A 16,614-nucleotide genomic window follows, 5' to 3' on the forward strand; every position below is an offset into this window, starting at 1 on the left:
CCCATGAGCAAACAAATTCAAGACGCCTATATCGTCGCCGCCACCCGCCTGCCCGTGGGCAAGCGCAATGGCCTGTATGCCACCACCCGCCCCGACGATATGCTGGCCGCCGCCCTGCGCGCCGCGCTGGCCCAGGTCCCTGCTTTAGATCCCGCTCGCGTCGAAGACGTCATTGCGGGCTGCGCCATGCCCGAAGCCGAGCAAGGCATGAACGTCGCCCGCATGAGCCTGCTGCTCGCCGGTCTGCCGGACAATGTCCCGGGCGTTACCGTCAATCGTTTCTGCGCCTCTGGTTTGCAAGCCGTCGCCGATGCTGCCGCGCGAATCCGGTTGGGCATGGCCGACGTCATGATTGCCGCCGGCACAGAATCGATGAGCGCCATGCCGCAAATCATGGGCAACAAGGTTGCCATCAATCCCGAGATTTTTGCGCACGATGAAAACCTGGGCATGGCCTATGGCATGGGCCTGACCGGCGAGAAAGTCGCAGCCCAATGGAAGATCTCGCGCGAGGATCAGGATGCCTTTGCCTTGGCCTCGCATCAAAAAGCCTGCGCGGCCATCGCAGCGGGACACTTCAACAACGAGACCACGCCCTATCAGACTGTCACGCACCTGCCCGGCGACGCCGGGTCCGTGCGTACCGTGGAAAAACTGGCCGAGCAAGACGAAGGCCCACGCCCCGACACCAACGCCGAGGCGCTCGCCAAACTGCGTCCCGTCTTTGCCGCGCGCGGCTCCGTGACCGCAGGCAACAGTTCGCAAATGTCCGATGGCGCCGCCGCCGTCGTGCTCGTGTCCGAGCGTATCGTGCGTGAACTCAATCTCACGCCGCTGGCGCGTGTGGTGGGTTTCTCGGTCGCAGGAGTTCCCCCCGAGATCATGGGCATCGGCCCCAAGATGGCCATCCCCAAAGCCCTCGCCCAGACCGGCATCGCACAGCAGGACCTGGACTGGATCGAACTCAACGAGGCTTTTGCCGCACAATCATTAGCCGTCATGCGCGACCTGCAACTGGACCCGGCCAAGGTCAATCCATTGGGCGGCGCGATTGCCTTGGGCCATCCCTTGGGCGCCACGGGCGCTATCCGCACCGCCACCATCGTGCATGGCCTGCGGCGTACCGGCGGCAAATACGGCATGGTCACGATGTGTGTTGGCACCGGCATGGGTGCGGCCGGTATATTCGAGGCACTGTAGCTCGCATCGACTCAACATATGGAACGCATCTGGCTCGATCATTACCCGCCCGGCGTCCCTGCCGACATCGACACTACGCCCTACGAATCGCTGCTGACGATACTCGACGATAGTTGCCAGCGTTTTGCCGGCAACCCTGCCTACACGAGTCTCGGCACCACGATCTCCTACGCCGAGTTCGATCGTCTGTCGCGCGATTTTGCCGCATGGCTGCAATCGCGCGGCCTGCGCCAGGGTGACCGTGTCGCGCTGATGCTGCCCAATCTGCTGCAATATCCCATCTGCCTGTTCGGGGCATTGCGTGCAGGGTGCGTCGTCGTGAACTGCAATCCGCTCTATACCGCCCACGAATTGGCGCACCAATTGGGCGATGCCGGCGCACAAGCCATCGTCATTGCGGAGAACTTCGCCCACACGCTGCAAAAGGCGCTGCCGCATACCGCTCTGCGTCACATCGTCGTTACCTCCATAGGTGAATTGCTGGGTCCCATCAAGGGCAGAGCGATCGATCTGGCCGTGCGCCACATCAAGCGCAAAGTCCCGGCATGGTCGCTGCCCGGCACCGTGCGCCTGCGTACCGTGCTGGCTGCCGGTCGCAGCCTGTCGTTACACCCACCCACGCTGACGCGCGCTGACCCCGCATTTCTGCAGTACACCGGCGGCACCACCGGTGTCGCCAAAGCCGCCGTGCTCAGCCACGGCAACATGCTGGCCAATCTGTGCCAGGCCCATGCGTGGATACGCGGCCATCTGCGCGAAGGCGAGGAATGCATCGTCACCGCCCTGCCGCTCTATCACGTGTTTGCCCTCACGGCCAATTGCCTGACCTTCATCAAGCTGGGCGCGCGCAACCTGCTGATTCCCGATCCTCGCGATCTGCCGGCCTTTATCAAGGCCTTGCGCAAGACACCCTTTAGTGCCCTCACGGGCGTCAACACCTTGTTTTGTGCATTGCTGAATCATCCCGACTTTGCCAAGCTGGATTTTTCCCGGTTGCGCATCACACTCGGTGGCGGCATGGCCGTACAGCGGGCAGTCGCCCAACGCTGGCGCGAGGTGACTGGCGTCTCGCTGTGCCAAGCTTACGGCCTCACAGAGACCTCTCCTGCCGTCACCTTGAATCCCCTGGATGTCAGCATCTTTACCGGCTCGATCGGTCTGCCGGTGCCCTCTACCGAGATATCCATCCGCGACGATGACGGCCGCGAGCTGCCGCAAGGCGAAACCGGCGAACTCTGCGTCCGAGGTCCCCAGGTCATGTCGGGCTATTGGAAACAGCCCGCCGAAACTGCCCTGGTCTTTTATCCCGATGGTTTTCTGCGCACCGGAGACATGGCCTATGTCGACGAACGCGGCTACGTCTATCTGGTCGATCGTAAAAAAGACCTGATCCTGGTATCAGGCTTTAACGTCTATCCCAACGAAGTCGAAGACGCCGCCGCCCTGCACCCCGGCGTACGCGAAGTCGCCGCCATCGGCGTACCTGACGAGCGCTCGGGTGAAGCGGTCAAACTATTCGTCATCCGCCGCGACCCATCCCTGGATGCCGCCACCCTGATCGCCCATTGCCGCCAGCACCTGACCGGCTACAAAGTCCCGCGTCACGTCGAATTCCGCGATGAGTTGCCTCGCAGCGCTGTTGGCAAGATCTTGCGCCGCGAGCTGAAACCCGGTGCCCGCCCGTAAAAACACCAGCATGCGACACACAGAGGTCGCGCGGAAATAGGCCCTCACAGAGCCGCCACAGCATTGCCGCCGCTGGCGGCGAATCTCCCCCGGCCTGACATAAGCAGCCTGACAATCTGCCTCAGCACGGCAACAGCCAGATACAACACCTCGCAAGGCGAGCCGCTGGCGTTTTCTAAAGCCCCACTATAATTCGATAAAATTAATACAAATCATTATCACTATCGGATATTTTTTCCTAATTTGGGGATTGTGTTGAACCGTTATTTGCCTGCGACACCCGTCCGCAAGACGCCCGCCTTTACCTTAGCCCTATTGACCGCCAGTCTGGCCCCGCTTTTTGCCCAGGCACAAGGCGCAGATACCGACGCCGCGACCCTGCCAGCGGTGCGCGTCACCGGCACCCAAGAAACCGCCACCGGCCCTGTCGAGGGATATGTAGCGACGCGCAGCGCCACAGGCACAAAGACAGACACGCCACTGCTGGAAACGCCGCAAGCCATCACGGTTATCCCCCGTGAACAATTCGTCGACCAGGGCGCACAAAATGTCCAGGACGCGCTGAACTACGCCGCCGGCGTGCGCCCCAATGCCTACGGCGTCGACAATCGCGCCGACTACGTTCGCGTACGCGGCGTCGAGCCCGTACAGTATCTGGATGGCCTGCGTCAGTTCTTCAGCTATAACAACCCGCGCACCGATATTTACGCACTGGAACGACTCGAAGTCCTGCGCGGCCCATCATCAATGTTGTACGGCCAAGGCAGCACCGGCGGCGTGTTGAACCTGGTCAGCAAACGCCCGTTATCGGAGGCCCAGCACGAAATCGGCGTCATCCTGGGCAATCACAATCGCAAAGAAATCCAGGCTGACCTGACCGGCCCGGTGACCGAAGACGGCGAATGGCTCTACCGCGTCGTCGCAGTCGCTCGAGACAGCGACACACAGGTGCAACACGTCGGCGACGATCGGCTGATGCTTGCCCCTTCGCTCACGTGGCAACCCAGCGCCGCCACCTCACTGACCCTGCAAGGTTATTTCCAGAAAGACAAAACCGGCACGACGCAATCGTTCCTGCCCTGGAGCGGCAGCGTCAGCGGTAACCCCAACGGTCAGATTCCCACGCGCCGCTTTGCCAGCGAACCGGGCTTCGATGCCTATGACACCGAGCAATTCAGCGTAGGCTGGCTATTTGAGCACAAGTTCAACGATCGTTGGACCGTGCGGCAGAGTTTCCGCAATACGATCAGCAAAGTCGACTACAAGTCGATGTATCCGGATTCGTACTCGAATCCCGAAGCCCCGTACATCGACCCGGAGCAAATGACGCTCAACCGCTACTATTACGTGCACAAGCCACGCATGCGTACGCTGCTGGTCGATCAAAACGTAGAAGGCAAGGTGGATTGGGGCGCGACCCAGCATACCTTGCTGTTTGGTGCGGACTACAGCCGCTATCGCGAAACGGGACAAGAAGCCACGGGCCTCGGCAGCCCGTTGAACGTCTACCATCCTGTTTACGGCAACATCCCGGAATACGATCTCAGCGATACGCCCAAGACGAAGCAACAGCAACTCGGTTTTTACGCGCAAGACCAGATGCGTTATCAAAACTGGATCTTTGTCGCAGGGATCCGCCACGACCGAGCCCAGACCGATATCGAAGGCAACGACCGCGAAGTCGACAACGCCACGACCAAACGATTCGGCCTGCTCTACGCCGCAGACAACGGTCTGTCGCCGTACGTCAGCTACAGCGAGTCTTTCACCCCTATTGGTGGTACGGACTTCTATGGCAACCGCTGGAAGCCGATGCGCGGCAAGCAATGGGAACTCGGCTTGAAATATATGCCGCCCGACTCCGGGCTGGAGTTCACCGCAGCAGCCTACGATCTGCGCGAGAAAAACCGCCAGGCTCCCGATCCGTCCAATCCGAACAACCAGATTCAGGCAGGCAAGACGAAGACTCGTGGCATTGAACTGGAACTGCGCGGCCGCGTGACCAAGCAACTGGACGTCATCGCCAACTATATCTACACCGACATCGATTCCGACCTGGAGCCCGTGCCCAAACACATGGCATCGCTGTGGGGGAAATATCGTTTTGCCGTGGCCAGCCTGCCTGGATTCTCCGTCGGCGCAGGTGTGCGCTATCTGGGCTCGTTCACCGACGGCGCCGCGCCGGAAACCCCGTCGGTCACTTTGTTCGACGCAATGGTGGCCTATGACAGCGGCGCGTGGCGTTACGCGCTGAACGTCAACAACATTGCCGACAAAACCTACGAGGTCACGTGCCTGAGCCGCGGCGATTGCTTCTATGGGCAACGGCGCACGGTCACGGCGAGCGCGACCTATCGGTTCTGATCTGACGACCGCAACAATAAAATTGCCGTAGCGTAGAGGAGTTTTCCTCTTCCTACGGCGATTGACCTACCGGCCTGCACCTAAACCGCGCTTAACCCAATTGCATGCCTGTCGCCTTGATGATTTTCCCCCACTTATCTTTCTCGGCACGAATGAATTGACCAAAGGCCTGAGGCGTATCTCCCACCAGTTGTACTCCGACCTCATCGAAACGCTTGATCACCTCGGCATTGGACAACACTTGCCTCACCGCATTATTCAAATGATCAACCACATCGTCTGGCGTTCCCGCAGGAGCAACTACACCAAACCAAGCCTCTGACTCAAAGCCCGGCACGCTCTCCGCAATCGCGGGAATGTTTTTCATACTATCAAGCCGCTTCGCCGAAGCTACGCCCAGCGCCCGCATCTTGCCGGCCTGCACTTGCGGATAGGTGGTGGGTGAATTATCAAACATCACTTGAATTTGCCCGCCCATCAAATCCGTAGCCGCAGGCGCACTGCCGCGATAGGGAATGTGCTGCAAATCGATGCCGGTTTCCAATTTGAGCAGTTCCATCGTCAAATGACTCGTTGTACCGCTGCCTTGCGATCCATAAGCCACCTGTCCCGGATGTTGTTTGGCGTAGGCGATCAACTCTGTCACTGAATGGAACGGCGCCTTGGGATTGGCTGCCAACATAATAGGCACCGATGCCAATAGAGACACAGGCGCAAAGTCGCGAATGGGGTCATATCCGGGATTAGCATATAGCTGTTGATTAATACTCAGTGGACCGGCGCTGGATACCAGCAAGGTATAACCATCCGCTTTGGCGCGCGCCACATAGGCTGCACCGATATTTCCTCCTGCTCCTTGCTTGTTCTCAACGATCACCGGCTGCCTGAGAATCGTCGATAGTTTTTCAGCGACAACGCGTGCCACCACGTCGGTGGTCCCTCCCGCCGGGAACGGCACAACAATCGTCACTGCGCGCTCGGGATAACTTGCTGCCAACGCTGCGTTGGCACACAGCGATGCCATCGCGGCGGCGCTCGCCAGCATGCGCCAGACTTGTCTGAACATAACTTGTCTCCGTCATTTTTATATTGAGTTTTTGATGACCGCGGCCGGGTTCAGCTTTAAGCACGCCTCCCGTCACAAATCATTTTTGCGAGTCAAAATCCGTACAACGCGGCCGGGTTGTCCACCAATAGCTTTTGCTGAACCGCCACATCGGGCACCCACAAGGGAATCAGGTCGACCAGATCGCCGTCATTGGGCATAGACACATCACAGATCGGGTGCGGCCAATTGCTGCCCCAGATAATGCGATCAGGCCAGTGTTTTGCCACACGATGAATCATCGGCAACATATCGGCATGAGGATACGGCTGCGACGACAGGCGATATAAGCTCGCCAGCTTGACCCAGGCACGCCCCGCGTCCATCAAGCTTGCCAGAGCCTCAAATGCAGGACTGTCCACGCCTTCGTCACCGCGTATACGCGCCATGTGATCCAGCACAATGTCGACTCGCAAAGCCTGCAACCGTGGCAACAGCGAGACCAATTCATCGGCATGCTTGAAATGCAGCACTAAATGCCAACCCAGCTGTTGCGCCTCGTCAGCCAAAGCCTCCAATTGATCGAAACCTACGCCTCCGCCCACGACGGTAGACAAACGATAGCCACGCATTCCTAACGCATGCATGCGCTCTCGTTCGGGCAATGGGCACCCCGGCGGCATCACTGCGACACCGCGGGCGCGGGGCCCCATGCGCTCCAACGCATTCAGCGTGGCAGCGTTATCCGTTCCATGCGCACCGCCATGCACGATGACGGCTCGATCGATGCCTAACGTCGCCAATAGTTTGATGTAATCATCAACGGTACAGTCCTCCGGCGTATAGCTACGCTGAGGCGAATAAGGAAATTGCGCCTGTGGACCAAAAATATGGGCATGGCAATCACATGCCCCCACAGGCATCTGAAAACGGGGTGGTCGAGTATGACGGTCAGGACCAGCACAACGCTTTGGTTCTCGTGCCTCGTTCGAGTTGTTCATGTATGTCTCCTTTGAACCATGACAACATCAACGGGCTTGTGCTTCGCGTTCGGCAATGCGGGCCAGCACATCCGCTCCCCGATTAGCCGCAGACACTCCGCGGAACAAATACGCCATGCTCACCACTGCCTGCAGTTCTTCCCAACTCGCGCCCGCACGGCGGGCGGCAATACCGTGAATCACGGCCGCATCACTTAATTCCGCCATCAACATGCCAAAAATCATCAGTTGCGCCGTCTTGACGTCGAAGCACGGAGGATTCATGGCGTGCGCCCGAATTCGCTCCTGCATGTCGACCAAGACGGGATCCAGGGCACCCGTCACCTGCAAACGCGCCTCAACGCGCGGCGGCAAATAACCAAGCAATTCTCGATAACTGTCCGCTTGGCGTTCCAGGGCGGCCGGATCGCGCGGTGCGCCCATGGCTTGAACAACAACCGAAGCATCTATGCGAGATGCAGACATACCGGACTCCTTCGTCAAGACGTATCAGGCCGGCAGCATGCCGCGCCTCTTTTTTATGGTTGACGAAGCCGTCGGTAAAGTCAATAAAAAATCGATTTTATTTTTTAAATCGATTTTTTAGCCTCAGCGCTACAATATGCGGCATGAAAAAAGCTCAGGTTCCTCCTGCTCCCTCCAAGCCTCAGGCCAGCACCTCCCTGACGGCCTCAGTCGCTATCCAGATCCGGGCCGCTATCCTGGACGGCACCTATCCGCCCGGCATGCGACTGCGCCTGGACGAACTGCGTCAGACCTACGACGTCAGTCTGAGCCCCTTGCGCGAAGCCCTGACTCGCCTGGCTGCCGAAGACCTGGTCCAAATCACCGACCAGCGCGGTTACCAGGTGACCCCGGTGTCCGCCGAAAACCTGAGGGAAGTCACCGTGCTACGCACGCAACTCGAAATCACGGCACTGAAAGAGTCGTTAAAACGAGGCGACGAGGCTTGGGAAGACGCATTGGTTGCCACCTATCACCGACTGCATCGCCTGGAAGACGGGGGGCAGCGCCCCGAAGGATGGGAAAAAGCGCACCGGGCCTTTCATCTGGCGCTGGTCTCTGCCTGCGATATGCCGTTGCTCTTGCGTTTCTGTGGCAGCCTGCACGATCTGAGCGATCGTTATCGACGCCTTTTCCTCACCCGGCATGCCCCGGACGCAAATGTGCCAGGAGAACATCAGGCACTATTCGAAGCCGCCATTGCCCGCGATGAGGCGCGCGCCGCTGAAATACTCACCCGGCACCTGGGACGCACTGGCCAAAACGTCATGATGGTGCTGACGCAGGCTGCCTAGCCTCTTGATGAGGCGTGGTAGAGTCCAAAGGACTGAGATACAACGAACAGCGAAACGTATTAAGAACGCCAGAGCATGCCCCCAAAAGGCAGAGCCTGAGTAAAACTAAAAGTCCATACCGGTTTCATGAACAGATATCTACCTCTCTTTTTCGCCTCGATTTTTCTTGCCTCTCCCTCATGGGGACAGGCGTCTTCTTCCGAACCGGCCAATGCACGCGCAGCGATGATGGAGCACTGCTCCACGACAGTCACAACGACCTGCCTGGTCGGCGCCATCCAGACCTTTCTTGAGCCGGAACAGGATCCGTTTCGTCGTCAACGGATCGTGCTGGCGTTGGCCAATGCACAGCTTTTCGATGGCAAGATCGATCAAGCGATGACATCCTATCGCGAGCTGTCCGCCGCCATGGGAAAGGCCGAATTCCTGACCTCCTACGCCAAGGTCCTGATACTTCAGGGTGACAAGGCGCGGGCGCTGGCAACACTGCGCGAGGCCGATGCGCTGCTGACAGATAAAAAGGGAACACTCACCCGCCTGGACACCACAGGGCAAAGCAAATCGATCGCGCAGGCTTTTGCGGATGCCGGGTCACCGAACGAGGGGCGCGCCATCTTTGCGGAGATCGCCGATTACCGTCATCGCATTCCGATGAATTCCATGCTGCTTGCGCTGATGGTCCAGGTTGCAAAATCACAGGCGGCGATCGGATTCAAGGATGAAGCGGCGCGGTATCTCAGTGAATCGATGGACAAGGCCCTGGACCAGGGACTGTCGTTGGAGCCCGAACAAATCTTCCTGTTCTTCGAGACGTGGGCATCGATCGACCCGAAGACAGCGGCAACGGTTGCCACTGATTTGGTCAAGGTGATCGCAGAGGGAGGCCCCTCGGCGTTCGAGTTCGCGATCTGGACGGGCCTGTCCGTTGGCCTGCCGTCATCCGAAGATCGCACAGCCGCCATCGCGAGCGCCCGCCGATCCATGGCGAAAGCACCGGAACGCGCTGCCGTGCTTCAGCTTGCGCCAAAGCTTGCCGGAGTTCTGCGACAGGATGGAAAGGGGGATGAGGCACAAGCCCTGCTGGACGATACCGCAGCACAAGCATCCGCACTCGCCGCGCCTCTCGAGAAAGCACAGACCCTGCTGATCGTGGCAGAGGCACTGACCCGCACAGCCGAAGTCACCAAATCGGAAAAACTGCTGAACGAGATTCTTGAGCTTCGCCCCGGACCCGGCCCGCAAGGCTCAGCCCTGAGGCACTATATGAGCGCTGTGCCAGCACAATTCGCATTGCTCGGCAAACCGGACATTGCCTACGACTTGGTGATGAAGATTGATGAGCCACGCCGCGACATGGCGTTGATCATGGCTGCCGACAAGCTGGCCGTAAAAGGAGACTACAGCCAGGCCATGCGTTTTCTCGGCGAGCTGAACGACGAGATGTCGGCAATGATGATGGCGGGAATCGCACAGCGTCTTGCCGGCATCAGCAGCTAGGCCGATCCTCTGTAATCAGATCAGCGGCTTCGCACCCGTCATCCCTCTGCGAACCAGGAACGGTGAGAGTGCCCGCCCTGCTCGTAGGGAAGAGCCAAGAAAAAAAGGGCCTCCGCAATGGAGACCCTTTTTAAATTTGGCGCGCCCGGCAGGATTCGAACCCACGACCCCTTGGTTCGTAGCCAAGTACTCTATCCAACTGAGCTACGGGCGCTGATAAAGAGGCGAAATTATAGCTGAGATTTTTTATTTGTCCAATCAGACGTCGCCCAGCCGCATTAGGCGACGAATCTCGTCCCGCTTTACTCGTAGGGCTGGCAGCAGTTCGGTCTCTATTTTGTCTCCGTAATACTCATCGTCATTTATCGATAATCCGAGCGAAAGGCTACGCACTGCCCCGGAAAATAAAGATATGCCAACGGTCGTGACCTTGCGATCCGGATACTTCGCGATCGACCACTCCGCTTCAGGTAAATCCAAAGCGGAGTACAGCGCTGACTCAGGCGGCAGCGCGCTGCCCACGCGCAAATTCACGATGAGGATCTTGCGGAGTTCGGACACCGAATTGGCACGCGCAATGATGATCACTTCGTCTTTGATTTTCTCACCGATATTGGCACTACCGGAAAACTGGTCTGCCAGTCCCTGCAACGACGATTGAATCAAATCGCTCACCCCAGTGTTGGCCAAGGCGGCAAAACCTATCTCGAGCAACTGTGGGGTCAATGACCACTGCATGCCCTCTTTACGAACATACCCCTCGCTCTGCAGCGTGCTCAGCAGACGCAACACCGTGGAATGATGGAGCCCCACCGATTTAGACAACTCGGTTAGGGATTGCCCTGGGCCACGACGAAAACAGCGCAGAAGCGCTAGACACCGCTGAACCGACCTATTATCATTCATTTGACCATTCCATGAACATTTTGTTCATCCAGTGAAAAATCATAGCCGATCTAGTAGTGATCAGCAAGTGCGGATTCACGACTTCGCGGCACATACCGGGAGCTCTAATGGGATACAGGGTTGGTGTTGATATCGGCGGATCATTTACGGATTTCGCGGTCATTGATGAAGCAAGCGGCGAAATTAAAAGTCTGAAGGTTTTTTCCCGTCCTGATCAGCCTGGCGAAGAAGTCATCGCCGGCATTCGTATGCTGCAAGAGCGCTATGGCATACGCCCCGAAGAAATCAGCTATTTCACGCACGGCACGACAGTAGGTATTAACACGGTCATTCAGCGCAAAGGCCTGAGTTTGGCGCTGTTCACCACGGAAAATTTCTGCGATGTCCTGGAGCTTGCCCGACTGAAAACGCCCGACATGTATCACCTACTGTCGCGTCGCCCCGCCCCATTGATCAAACGCAGCATGGTGTTCGGCATCGCGGAACGCATGGCGCCAGACGGTTCCATTCGGCAACCGCTGGACGAGGCCAGCGTCGAACGCGCTGTGCAGCAGGCCATGGACGAGGGCGCGGAAGGCATCGTCGTTTCACTATTGCACTCTTATCGCAACTCAGTGCACGAATTGCGAGTAAAGGAAATCGTCGAGTCGATCGCGCCGGGCTTGCCAGTTTTCTGCTCAAGCGAGACATGGCCAATCATCAGAGAATACGAACGCACTATCACCGCGGTCATTGGCGGCTATGTGCAACCTCGCGTCGCGCACTATTTAACCTCTCTCCAGCAGGCCTTGAAAAATGCCGGCGTACGCCCCGAGCCCAGACTGACGAAATCGAACGGTGGCGTGATGACCGCCGAACAGGGTAAACACGATTGCGTACAGATGATTCTTTCTGGCACAGCCGCCGGCGTGATTGGGGCGAGCCATGTTGCAGCGACTGCGGGTATTGATCGTTGTCTCAGCCTGGATATCGGCGGCACCAGTGCCGACATCGCCGTGATTATTGATGGGAAACCTCAATATGGCGTAGGCGAATTGATCGGCGATTTCCAGATCCATATTCCTTCGGTGTCAGTTTCTTCTGTGGGCGAAGGCGGAGGCTCAATTGCCTGGGTGGACTCATTGGGCGTATTGCAGGTCGGCCCCGAAAGCGCGGGCTCTCGCCCCGGTCCCGCTTGCTACCGGCGAGGAGGCACCCGCGCCACGATCACAGATGCTTTTGTATGCTGCGGTCTGGTCGGGCACTCCGACCTGGGTTATCAAGCCGTAGAGGTCGATGTCGAAGCCTCTCGCAAAGCCGTGGAAGTCCTGGCACTCAAGCTGGGACGCAGCATCGAAGAAACCGCTGAAGCCATCATTCAGATCGCGGTGTCCGGCATGTACAGCGAGGTTAGCGGACTCGTGTCACGCTATGGCATCGATCCTCGAGACTATTCCGTATTGGCTTTTGGTGGCGCGGGGCCGATGCTGGGATGTTTTCTTGCCCGCGAAATCAAAGTCAAAGAAATTGTCGTACCCGTTTCGCCTGGCACGCTCAGTGCACAGGGCGGTCTGATTGCCGATCTGAAAAGCGATTTTCTAAAGACTGTCTATACCGACCTTACCCTTGCCAATCTCGCTCTCGTCCGTGAAGAGTTCGCCGTTCTACGTGAGCGTGCAGAACAATGGTTGATGCAAGAACAAGGACACATCGAATCAGCCGAACTCGTTTACTCGGCAGAAATGCGCTATCGCGGCCAGTCGTACGAAATCGACACGGTGCTCAACCCTGCCGACTTGGAGGCCAACAATCTACAGGCCCTTGGCCAGGCGTTTCACGCCATGCATAGACAGTTATATGGCCATGCGGATGAGCGCGCCCCTGTGCAGCTCGTCAGCCTGCGCATTGTCATCTCAGGCAATAACAACAAACCACGCTTTCCTCGCCAGCCCGTCCAACACGGCACGCCCACGCCCGAAAAATCGTTGCGTGTTTGGGTAGATGGAGGTTTCCGAGACGTCGATCTCTATCGCCGTTCGGCACTGCATGCGGGCCATGCCTTCAATGGTCCCGCCATCATTACACAAGACGATTGCACGACAGTAATCCCCACCGCCTATGTATGCCGCGTGGATGAATTTGCCAATCTGCGCATCACTTCCGAAGGAGCGACAGAATAATGAGCGTAGACAACTTTCGCCTGCAGATTCTCGCGAACCACTGCACAGCCGCCGCCGAGGCGATGGGTTATACGCTCATGCGTACGGCCTATTCAACCTTCGTCAAGGAAACCGAAGACTTTTCCGCACAGTTGCTGACGCCCTCAGGCAAAACGTTTGCCTCACCCAAGACATTCGGCGCCACCTGGTACACGGGCCTTGATTACGGGCGCGTCATCGCCATGTTCGATGATTACCGCGAGGGTGACATCTATCTGACAAATGATCCCTACAGCGGCCACGTTGCCACACACACTCCTGACATGCATGCGTGGAAACCGGTATTTCGCGGCGGGAAACTTGTGTGCTTTATCGGCACCCATATTCATAACACAGACATGGGTGGTGCCGTACCGGCTTCGCTTTCACGTACGCTGACCGAAGTCCACCAAGAAGGGCTGCGTATTCCTCCCATGTTGTTGATGCGCGATGGTGTGATTGACAAAAAATTACTGCGCATCTTGCAAGTCAACGTGCGCATGCCAGAGCAAAACCAGGGCGACCTCAATGCTCAAATCGCTGCGTTAAACGTAGGAGAACGCAAAGTACACGAGATCATTGATCGCTTTGGTGTCGAAGAATTCATGCAGGGTGCCGAAGCCATCCTGGATTATGCGGAGCAACAAACACGCGCCCTCATTCGCGACATCCCTGATGGTGAATATACATTCTCCGAATATGCGGATGAAGACTCAGTTGGCGGCTATCCTTGCCGCATCCATATGACCCTGCGCGTGCGAGGCGACTCGTTAGAGCTGGACTTTACCGGCAGTGATCCACAAGTCGCCTCATCGCTGAACGTCCCAACGGGCGGTGATCAACATCACTCTGTCATTACCGTCGGCTTGATCTACGTGTTGCACACGCTGGCTCCGCATAATGTGTTGAACGCCGGCACCGTTCGGCCCATGAACTCCGTGTTGCCCGAAGGGTCTGTCGTCAATCCCCATGCCCCGGCCGCGGTAGGAATGCGCAGCCTGATGGCCGCCGTGATCCAGGCGTGCACGTTCGGCGTTTTCAGTCGCGCACTGCCCGATCGTCTCCCCGCGTGCCCTGCCGGTGGTTCGACCCTATTGAACGTGAAGACAGCAACGCGAGCAGGACGCCAGGTATTGGCGTCCATCGGCCCATGCGGCGGCGGCGGTGGCGGTGGACCAAAATATGACGGCGTAGAAGGCTGCGGTGCCAACAACGCATTCTTGAAAAACACCCCTGTAGAAATCAACGAAGCCGAAGTTCCCATCGAAATCATCCGCTATGGACTCGTACCCGATACGGGCGGCGCTGGCCAACTGCGCGGGGGTAATGCCGCCACGATGGAATTCAAATTGCTTGCTCCCAATGGCGTCGTGACCGCGAGAAACCGCAACCGATCGGAATTGGCCGCGTGGGGCGTACTCGAAGGACGCGCCGGAGCAAACTCTCGGTTCACTAAAAATCCGGACTCCGATCGCGCCGAGGAATTGCGCAACAGTGACCTGGTGAACTGCGCGCCGGGCGACGTCATTCGTTTACAAGGCCCAGCAGGAGGTGGCTATGGTCATCCTTATGACAGACCCGCCGAGGCTGTGCTGGAGGACGTACGCTGCGGCTTCGTGTCTATACAACGAGCGCGCGACGCGTATGGCGTGGTTGTGCGCCACGAACGCGTATGCGACAACAGCCCATCTGCGGCCGCATCCAAACAAGGAGATGCAAGGGCGCGAAAACGCCTCGTCCTCGATGAAGTGGCCACACGCCAAGTGAGAACGGATAGGCATGACAGTGGTGACCATTTCGATTACGGGCCGGGCCGATCGAAATTCGAAAGTATCTGGACGGCCGAGCGCTATGACGCCATGACAAAAATCATGGCGGATCTCCCGGTCAGTTGGCGGCATTTCGTCAAACACCAGATGTTTGCGGCGTTGGCTGATACCACCCCGCCTGCGGATGGTGGCGCATCCGATATCAACAAGATTTACGTTGAACTGACTGAACGGTACGCTGAGCTTCCACCGCTCTCGTCTATCGACAATCAAACAACAATGTCACGGTAACCCTCACGGACAAGCCGCCTACCAGGAGCGTAGCATGGCCTCTTCGGACATCTTTACGTCGGATTTTCAGTTGCGACCATATTGGTGGGAGGCGTTTGCTCCGCCGGCAACCGGGGATGACACGCTACCTCAGCATGCGGACGTCGTCATCATCGGTGCAGGATACACCGGTATTTGCTGCGCGCTGACACTACGCCAGGCCGGTATAGAGGCGCTGGTGCTAGAAGCCGGGCTTCCCGGTCAAGGCGCCAGCACTCGGTCTGGCGGCCAGATGTCCGGTGGTGTCAATGTGCAGAAAAAAGCCCTGGCTGCAGTGGGCGAAAGCACGGCGCAACGAGAGCAGCGATTGGCCGCTCGGCTACGAGATGCGTCGGCGTCTATGCGCTATGTCGAAGCGTTGATTCAACGGCACAACATTGAATGCGGCTGGCAGAAGACAGGGCGATTAACCACCATGTGGGTGCCGGAGCATTACAAGGCCTGGTCCGCCCGCATCGATCAATTGAATGCATGCACGGAATCCCACGCACGCATGCTTTCTCGCGACGCACTACGCCAAGAAATCGGATCCGACATCTACCATGGTGCAGCACTAATAGAGCAAGCCGGACATCTGCATCCCGCGCAACTCTATGGCGGAATGTTAGGTGCGGCACGCGAAGCGGGTGCACGCGTCCACGGCAACACACCCGTTGAACATATACAGAGAACCTCCAGTGGCTACCAAATCGCCACCCCTCGTGGCAAGGTAAACGCCCAACAAGTCGTGATCGCCACCAACGGCTATACCGGTCCGAATATGGCCGGCTTAAAACGCAAGGTCGTACCGATCAGAACTTACATGGTCGCAACAGAGGAGTTGCCTGCAGATTTGGCGGCCAGCCTGCTCCCCACCAACCGGGCTGTTTCGGAGTCGCGCCGTGTCGTTAACCACTATCGACTTTCCCCGGATGGCCGGCGTCTCTTGTTTGGAGGACGGGCCCGATTCACGCCCGCTAGCGAGCGCACCACAGCCCAACTCCTGCACCGCGCCATGCTCAAACGTTTTCCCCAACTGGCAGGAACACGAATTAGCCATAGCTGGGGTGGCAATGTCGCGATGACGCTGGACTCTATGCCTCACATCGGAGGGGCCGATGGACTGCATTACGCCGTGGGCTGCAACGGCAGTGGCGTCGCCATGATGAGTTATCTGGGTCACAGCATCGGCCGCAAAATTGCTTCGCAATCCCGTGACCCTATCAATGCCTTCGATATGGGCGAGATTCCCGGCCATCCGTTTTACTTCGGGAACACCTGGTTCCTGTTCGCGATCGGAAGCTGGTATCAAGCGCGCGATGCGTACGACCATTGGAGAGCCGGCTAACACACCACGCTTCC

Annotated in this window: 12 protein-coding genes and 1 tRNA gene; 8 read left to right on the plus strand and 5 right to left on the minus strand. The window is 58.0% G+C overall.

The window, feature by feature from the left end; translation table 11 throughout:
- Positions 1–3 precede the first annotated feature (3 nt).
- The 3 genes from ACNA0I_RS18630 (at position 4) to ACNA0I_RS18640 (ending at position 5,250) form a co-directional block, all read left to right on the plus strand.
- The gene (locus tag ACNA0I_RS18630) at positions 4–1,200 is read left to right on the plus strand and encodes an acetyl-CoA C-acyltransferase (protein ID WP_415807524.1); all 1,197 of its coding nucleotides are present in this window, start codon (positions 4–6) and stop codon (positions 1,198–1,200) included.
- A gap of 18 nt (positions 1,201–1,218) precedes the next feature.
- A complete protein-coding gene (locus tag ACNA0I_RS18635) occupies positions 1,219–2,886 on the plus strand; it encodes an AMP-binding protein (RefSeq protein WP_415807525.1) in 1,668 nt (555 codons plus the stop codon).
- Positions 2,887–3,141: 255 nt separating this feature from the next.
- Positions 3,142–5,250: a TonB-dependent siderophore receptor gene (locus ACNA0I_RS18640; RefSeq protein WP_415807526.1), complete on the plus strand. Its 2,109-nt coding sequence runs from the start codon at positions 3,142–3,144 to the stop codon at positions 5,248–5,250.
- A 91-nt stretch (positions 5,251–5,341) separates the two neighbouring features.
- Here the strand turns inward: ACNA0I_RS18640 and ACNA0I_RS18645 are convergent, their stop codons facing one another.
- The 3 genes from ACNA0I_RS18645 to ACNA0I_RS18655 all read right to left on the minus strand — a co-directional run bounded on the left by ACNA0I_RS18645 (position 5,342) and on the right by ACNA0I_RS18655 (position 7,761).
- Complete coding sequence (locus ACNA0I_RS18645; protein WP_415807527.1) at positions 5,342–6,316, minus strand: Bug family tripartite tricarboxylate transporter substrate binding protein; 975 nt, start codon at positions 6,314–6,316, stop codon at positions 5,342–5,344.
- A gap of 92 nt (positions 6,317–6,408) precedes the next feature.
- Entirely contained in the window at positions 6,409–7,296 is an 888-nt protein-coding gene (locus tag ACNA0I_RS18650; protein WP_415807528.1) for an amidohydrolase family protein, read from the minus strand.
- 27 nt (positions 7,297–7,323) lie between these two features.
- Positions 7,324–7,761 (minus strand): carboxymuconolactone decarboxylase family protein, encoded by a 438-nt coding sequence (locus ACNA0I_RS18655; protein WP_415807530.1) that lies wholly within the window; start codon positions 7,759–7,761, stop codon positions 7,324–7,326.
- A gap of 143 nt (positions 7,762–7,904) precedes the next feature.
- On the opposite strand from ACNA0I_RS18655, the gene ACNA0I_RS18660 reads away from it, so the two are divergent.
- Together ACNA0I_RS18660 and ACNA0I_RS18665 are read left to right on the plus strand one after the other, a co-directional pair.
- Positions 7,905–8,594 (plus strand): GntR family transcriptional regulator, encoded by a 690-nt coding sequence (locus tag ACNA0I_RS18660; RefSeq protein WP_415807531.1) that lies wholly within the window; start codon positions 7,905–7,907, stop codon positions 8,592–8,594.
- Between the two features lie 126 nt (positions 8,595–8,720).
- Positions 8,721–10,091, plus strand: coding sequence for a hypothetical protein (locus ACNA0I_RS18665; protein ID WP_415807532.1), 1,371 nt, complete (start codon positions 8,721–8,723; stop codon positions 10,089–10,091).
- A 137-nt stretch (positions 10,092–10,228) separates the two neighbouring features.
- Here ACNA0I_RS18665 and ACNA0I_RS18670 read toward each other — a convergent pair.
- Positions 10,229–10,305 (minus strand) — tRNA-Arg (locus tag ACNA0I_RS18670).
- 44 nt (positions 10,306–10,349) lie between these two features.
- Positions 10,350–10,997 carry a helix-turn-helix domain-containing protein gene (locus ACNA0I_RS18675; RefSeq protein WP_415807534.1) on the minus strand — a complete coding sequence of 216 codons (648 nt, stop codon included), beginning with the start codon at positions 10,995–10,997 and terminating at the stop codon, positions 10,350–10,352.
- A 107-nt stretch (positions 10,998–11,104) separates the two neighbouring features.
- On the opposite strand from ACNA0I_RS18675, the gene ACNA0I_RS18680 reads away from it, so the two are divergent.
- Genes ACNA0I_RS18680 through ACNA0I_RS18690 form a run of 3 tightly spaced genes read left to right on the plus strand, consistent with a single transcriptional unit; the run spans position 11,105 to position 16,600 of the window.
- Positions 11,105–13,156 carry a hydantoinase/oxoprolinase family protein gene (locus ACNA0I_RS18680; RefSeq protein ID WP_415807535.1) on the plus strand — a complete coding sequence of 684 codons (2,052 nt, stop codon included), beginning with the start codon at positions 11,105–11,107 and terminating at the stop codon, positions 13,154–13,156.
- Positions 13,156–15,234 (plus strand): hydantoinase B/oxoprolinase family protein, encoded by a 2,079-nt coding sequence (locus tag ACNA0I_RS18685; RefSeq protein ID WP_415807536.1) that lies wholly within the window; start codon positions 13,156–13,158, stop codon positions 15,232–15,234. The genes ACNA0I_RS18680 and ACNA0I_RS18685 overlap by 1 nt, the downstream gene beginning before the upstream one ends.
- A 34-nt stretch (positions 15,235–15,268) precedes the next feature.
- Positions 15,269–16,600, plus strand: a complete 1,332-nt coding sequence (locus ACNA0I_RS18690; protein ID WP_415807538.1) for an NAD(P)/FAD-dependent oxidoreductase — start codon at positions 15,269–15,271, stop codon at positions 16,598–16,600.
- The last annotated feature ends 14 nt before the right edge of the window (positions 16,601–16,614 follow it).

This window comes from Bordetella muralis (assembly GCF_965139205.1).
GTDB classification, from domain to species: domain Bacteria; phylum Pseudomonadota; class Gammaproteobacteria; order Burkholderiales; family Burkholderiaceae_B; genus Bordetella_A; species Bordetella_A muralis.

Bases quoted from the DNA above. Each gene is read 5' to 3' on its own strand.
- ACNA0I_RS18630 (WP_415807524.1), top strand. From the start codon at position 4: ATGAGCAAACAAATTCAAGACGCCTATATCGTCGCCGCCACCCGCCTG.
- ACNA0I_RS18635 (WP_415807525.1), top strand. From the start codon at position 1,219: ATGGAACGCATCTGGCTCGATCATTACCCGCCCGGCGTCCCTGCCGAC.
- ACNA0I_RS18645 (WP_415807527.1), bottom strand. From the start codon at position 6,316: ATGTTCAGACAAGTCTGGCGCATGCTGGCGAGCGCCGCCGCGATGGCA.
- ACNA0I_RS18650 (WP_415807528.1), bottom strand. From the start codon at position 7,296: ATGAACAACTCGAACGAGGCACGAGAACCAAAGCGTTGTGCTGGTCCT.
- ACNA0I_RS18655 (WP_415807530.1), bottom strand. From the start codon at position 7,761: ATGTCTGCATCTCGCATAGATGCTTCGGTTGTTGTTCAAGCCATGGGC.
- ACNA0I_RS18660 (WP_415807531.1), top strand. From the start codon at position 7,905: ATGAAAAAAGCTCAGGTTCCTCCTGCTCCCTCCAAGCCTCAGGCCAGC.
- ACNA0I_RS18665 (WP_415807532.1), top strand. From the start codon at position 8,721: ATGAACAGATATCTACCTCTCTTTTTCGCCTCGATTTTTCTTGCCTCT.
- ACNA0I_RS18675 (WP_415807534.1), bottom strand. From the start codon at position 10,997: ATGAATGATAATAGGTCGGTTCAGCGGTGTCTAGCGCTTCTGCGCTGT.
- ACNA0I_RS18680 (WP_415807535.1), top strand. From the start codon at position 11,105: ATGGGATACAGGGTTGGTGTTGATATCGGCGGATCATTTACGGATTTC.
- ACNA0I_RS18685 (WP_415807536.1), top strand. From the start codon at position 13,156: ATGAGCGTAGACAACTTTCGCCTGCAGATTCTCGCGAACCACTGCACA.
- ACNA0I_RS18690 (WP_415807538.1), top strand. From the start codon at position 15,269: ATGGCCTCTTCGGACATCTTTACGTCGGATTTTCAGTTGCGACCATAT.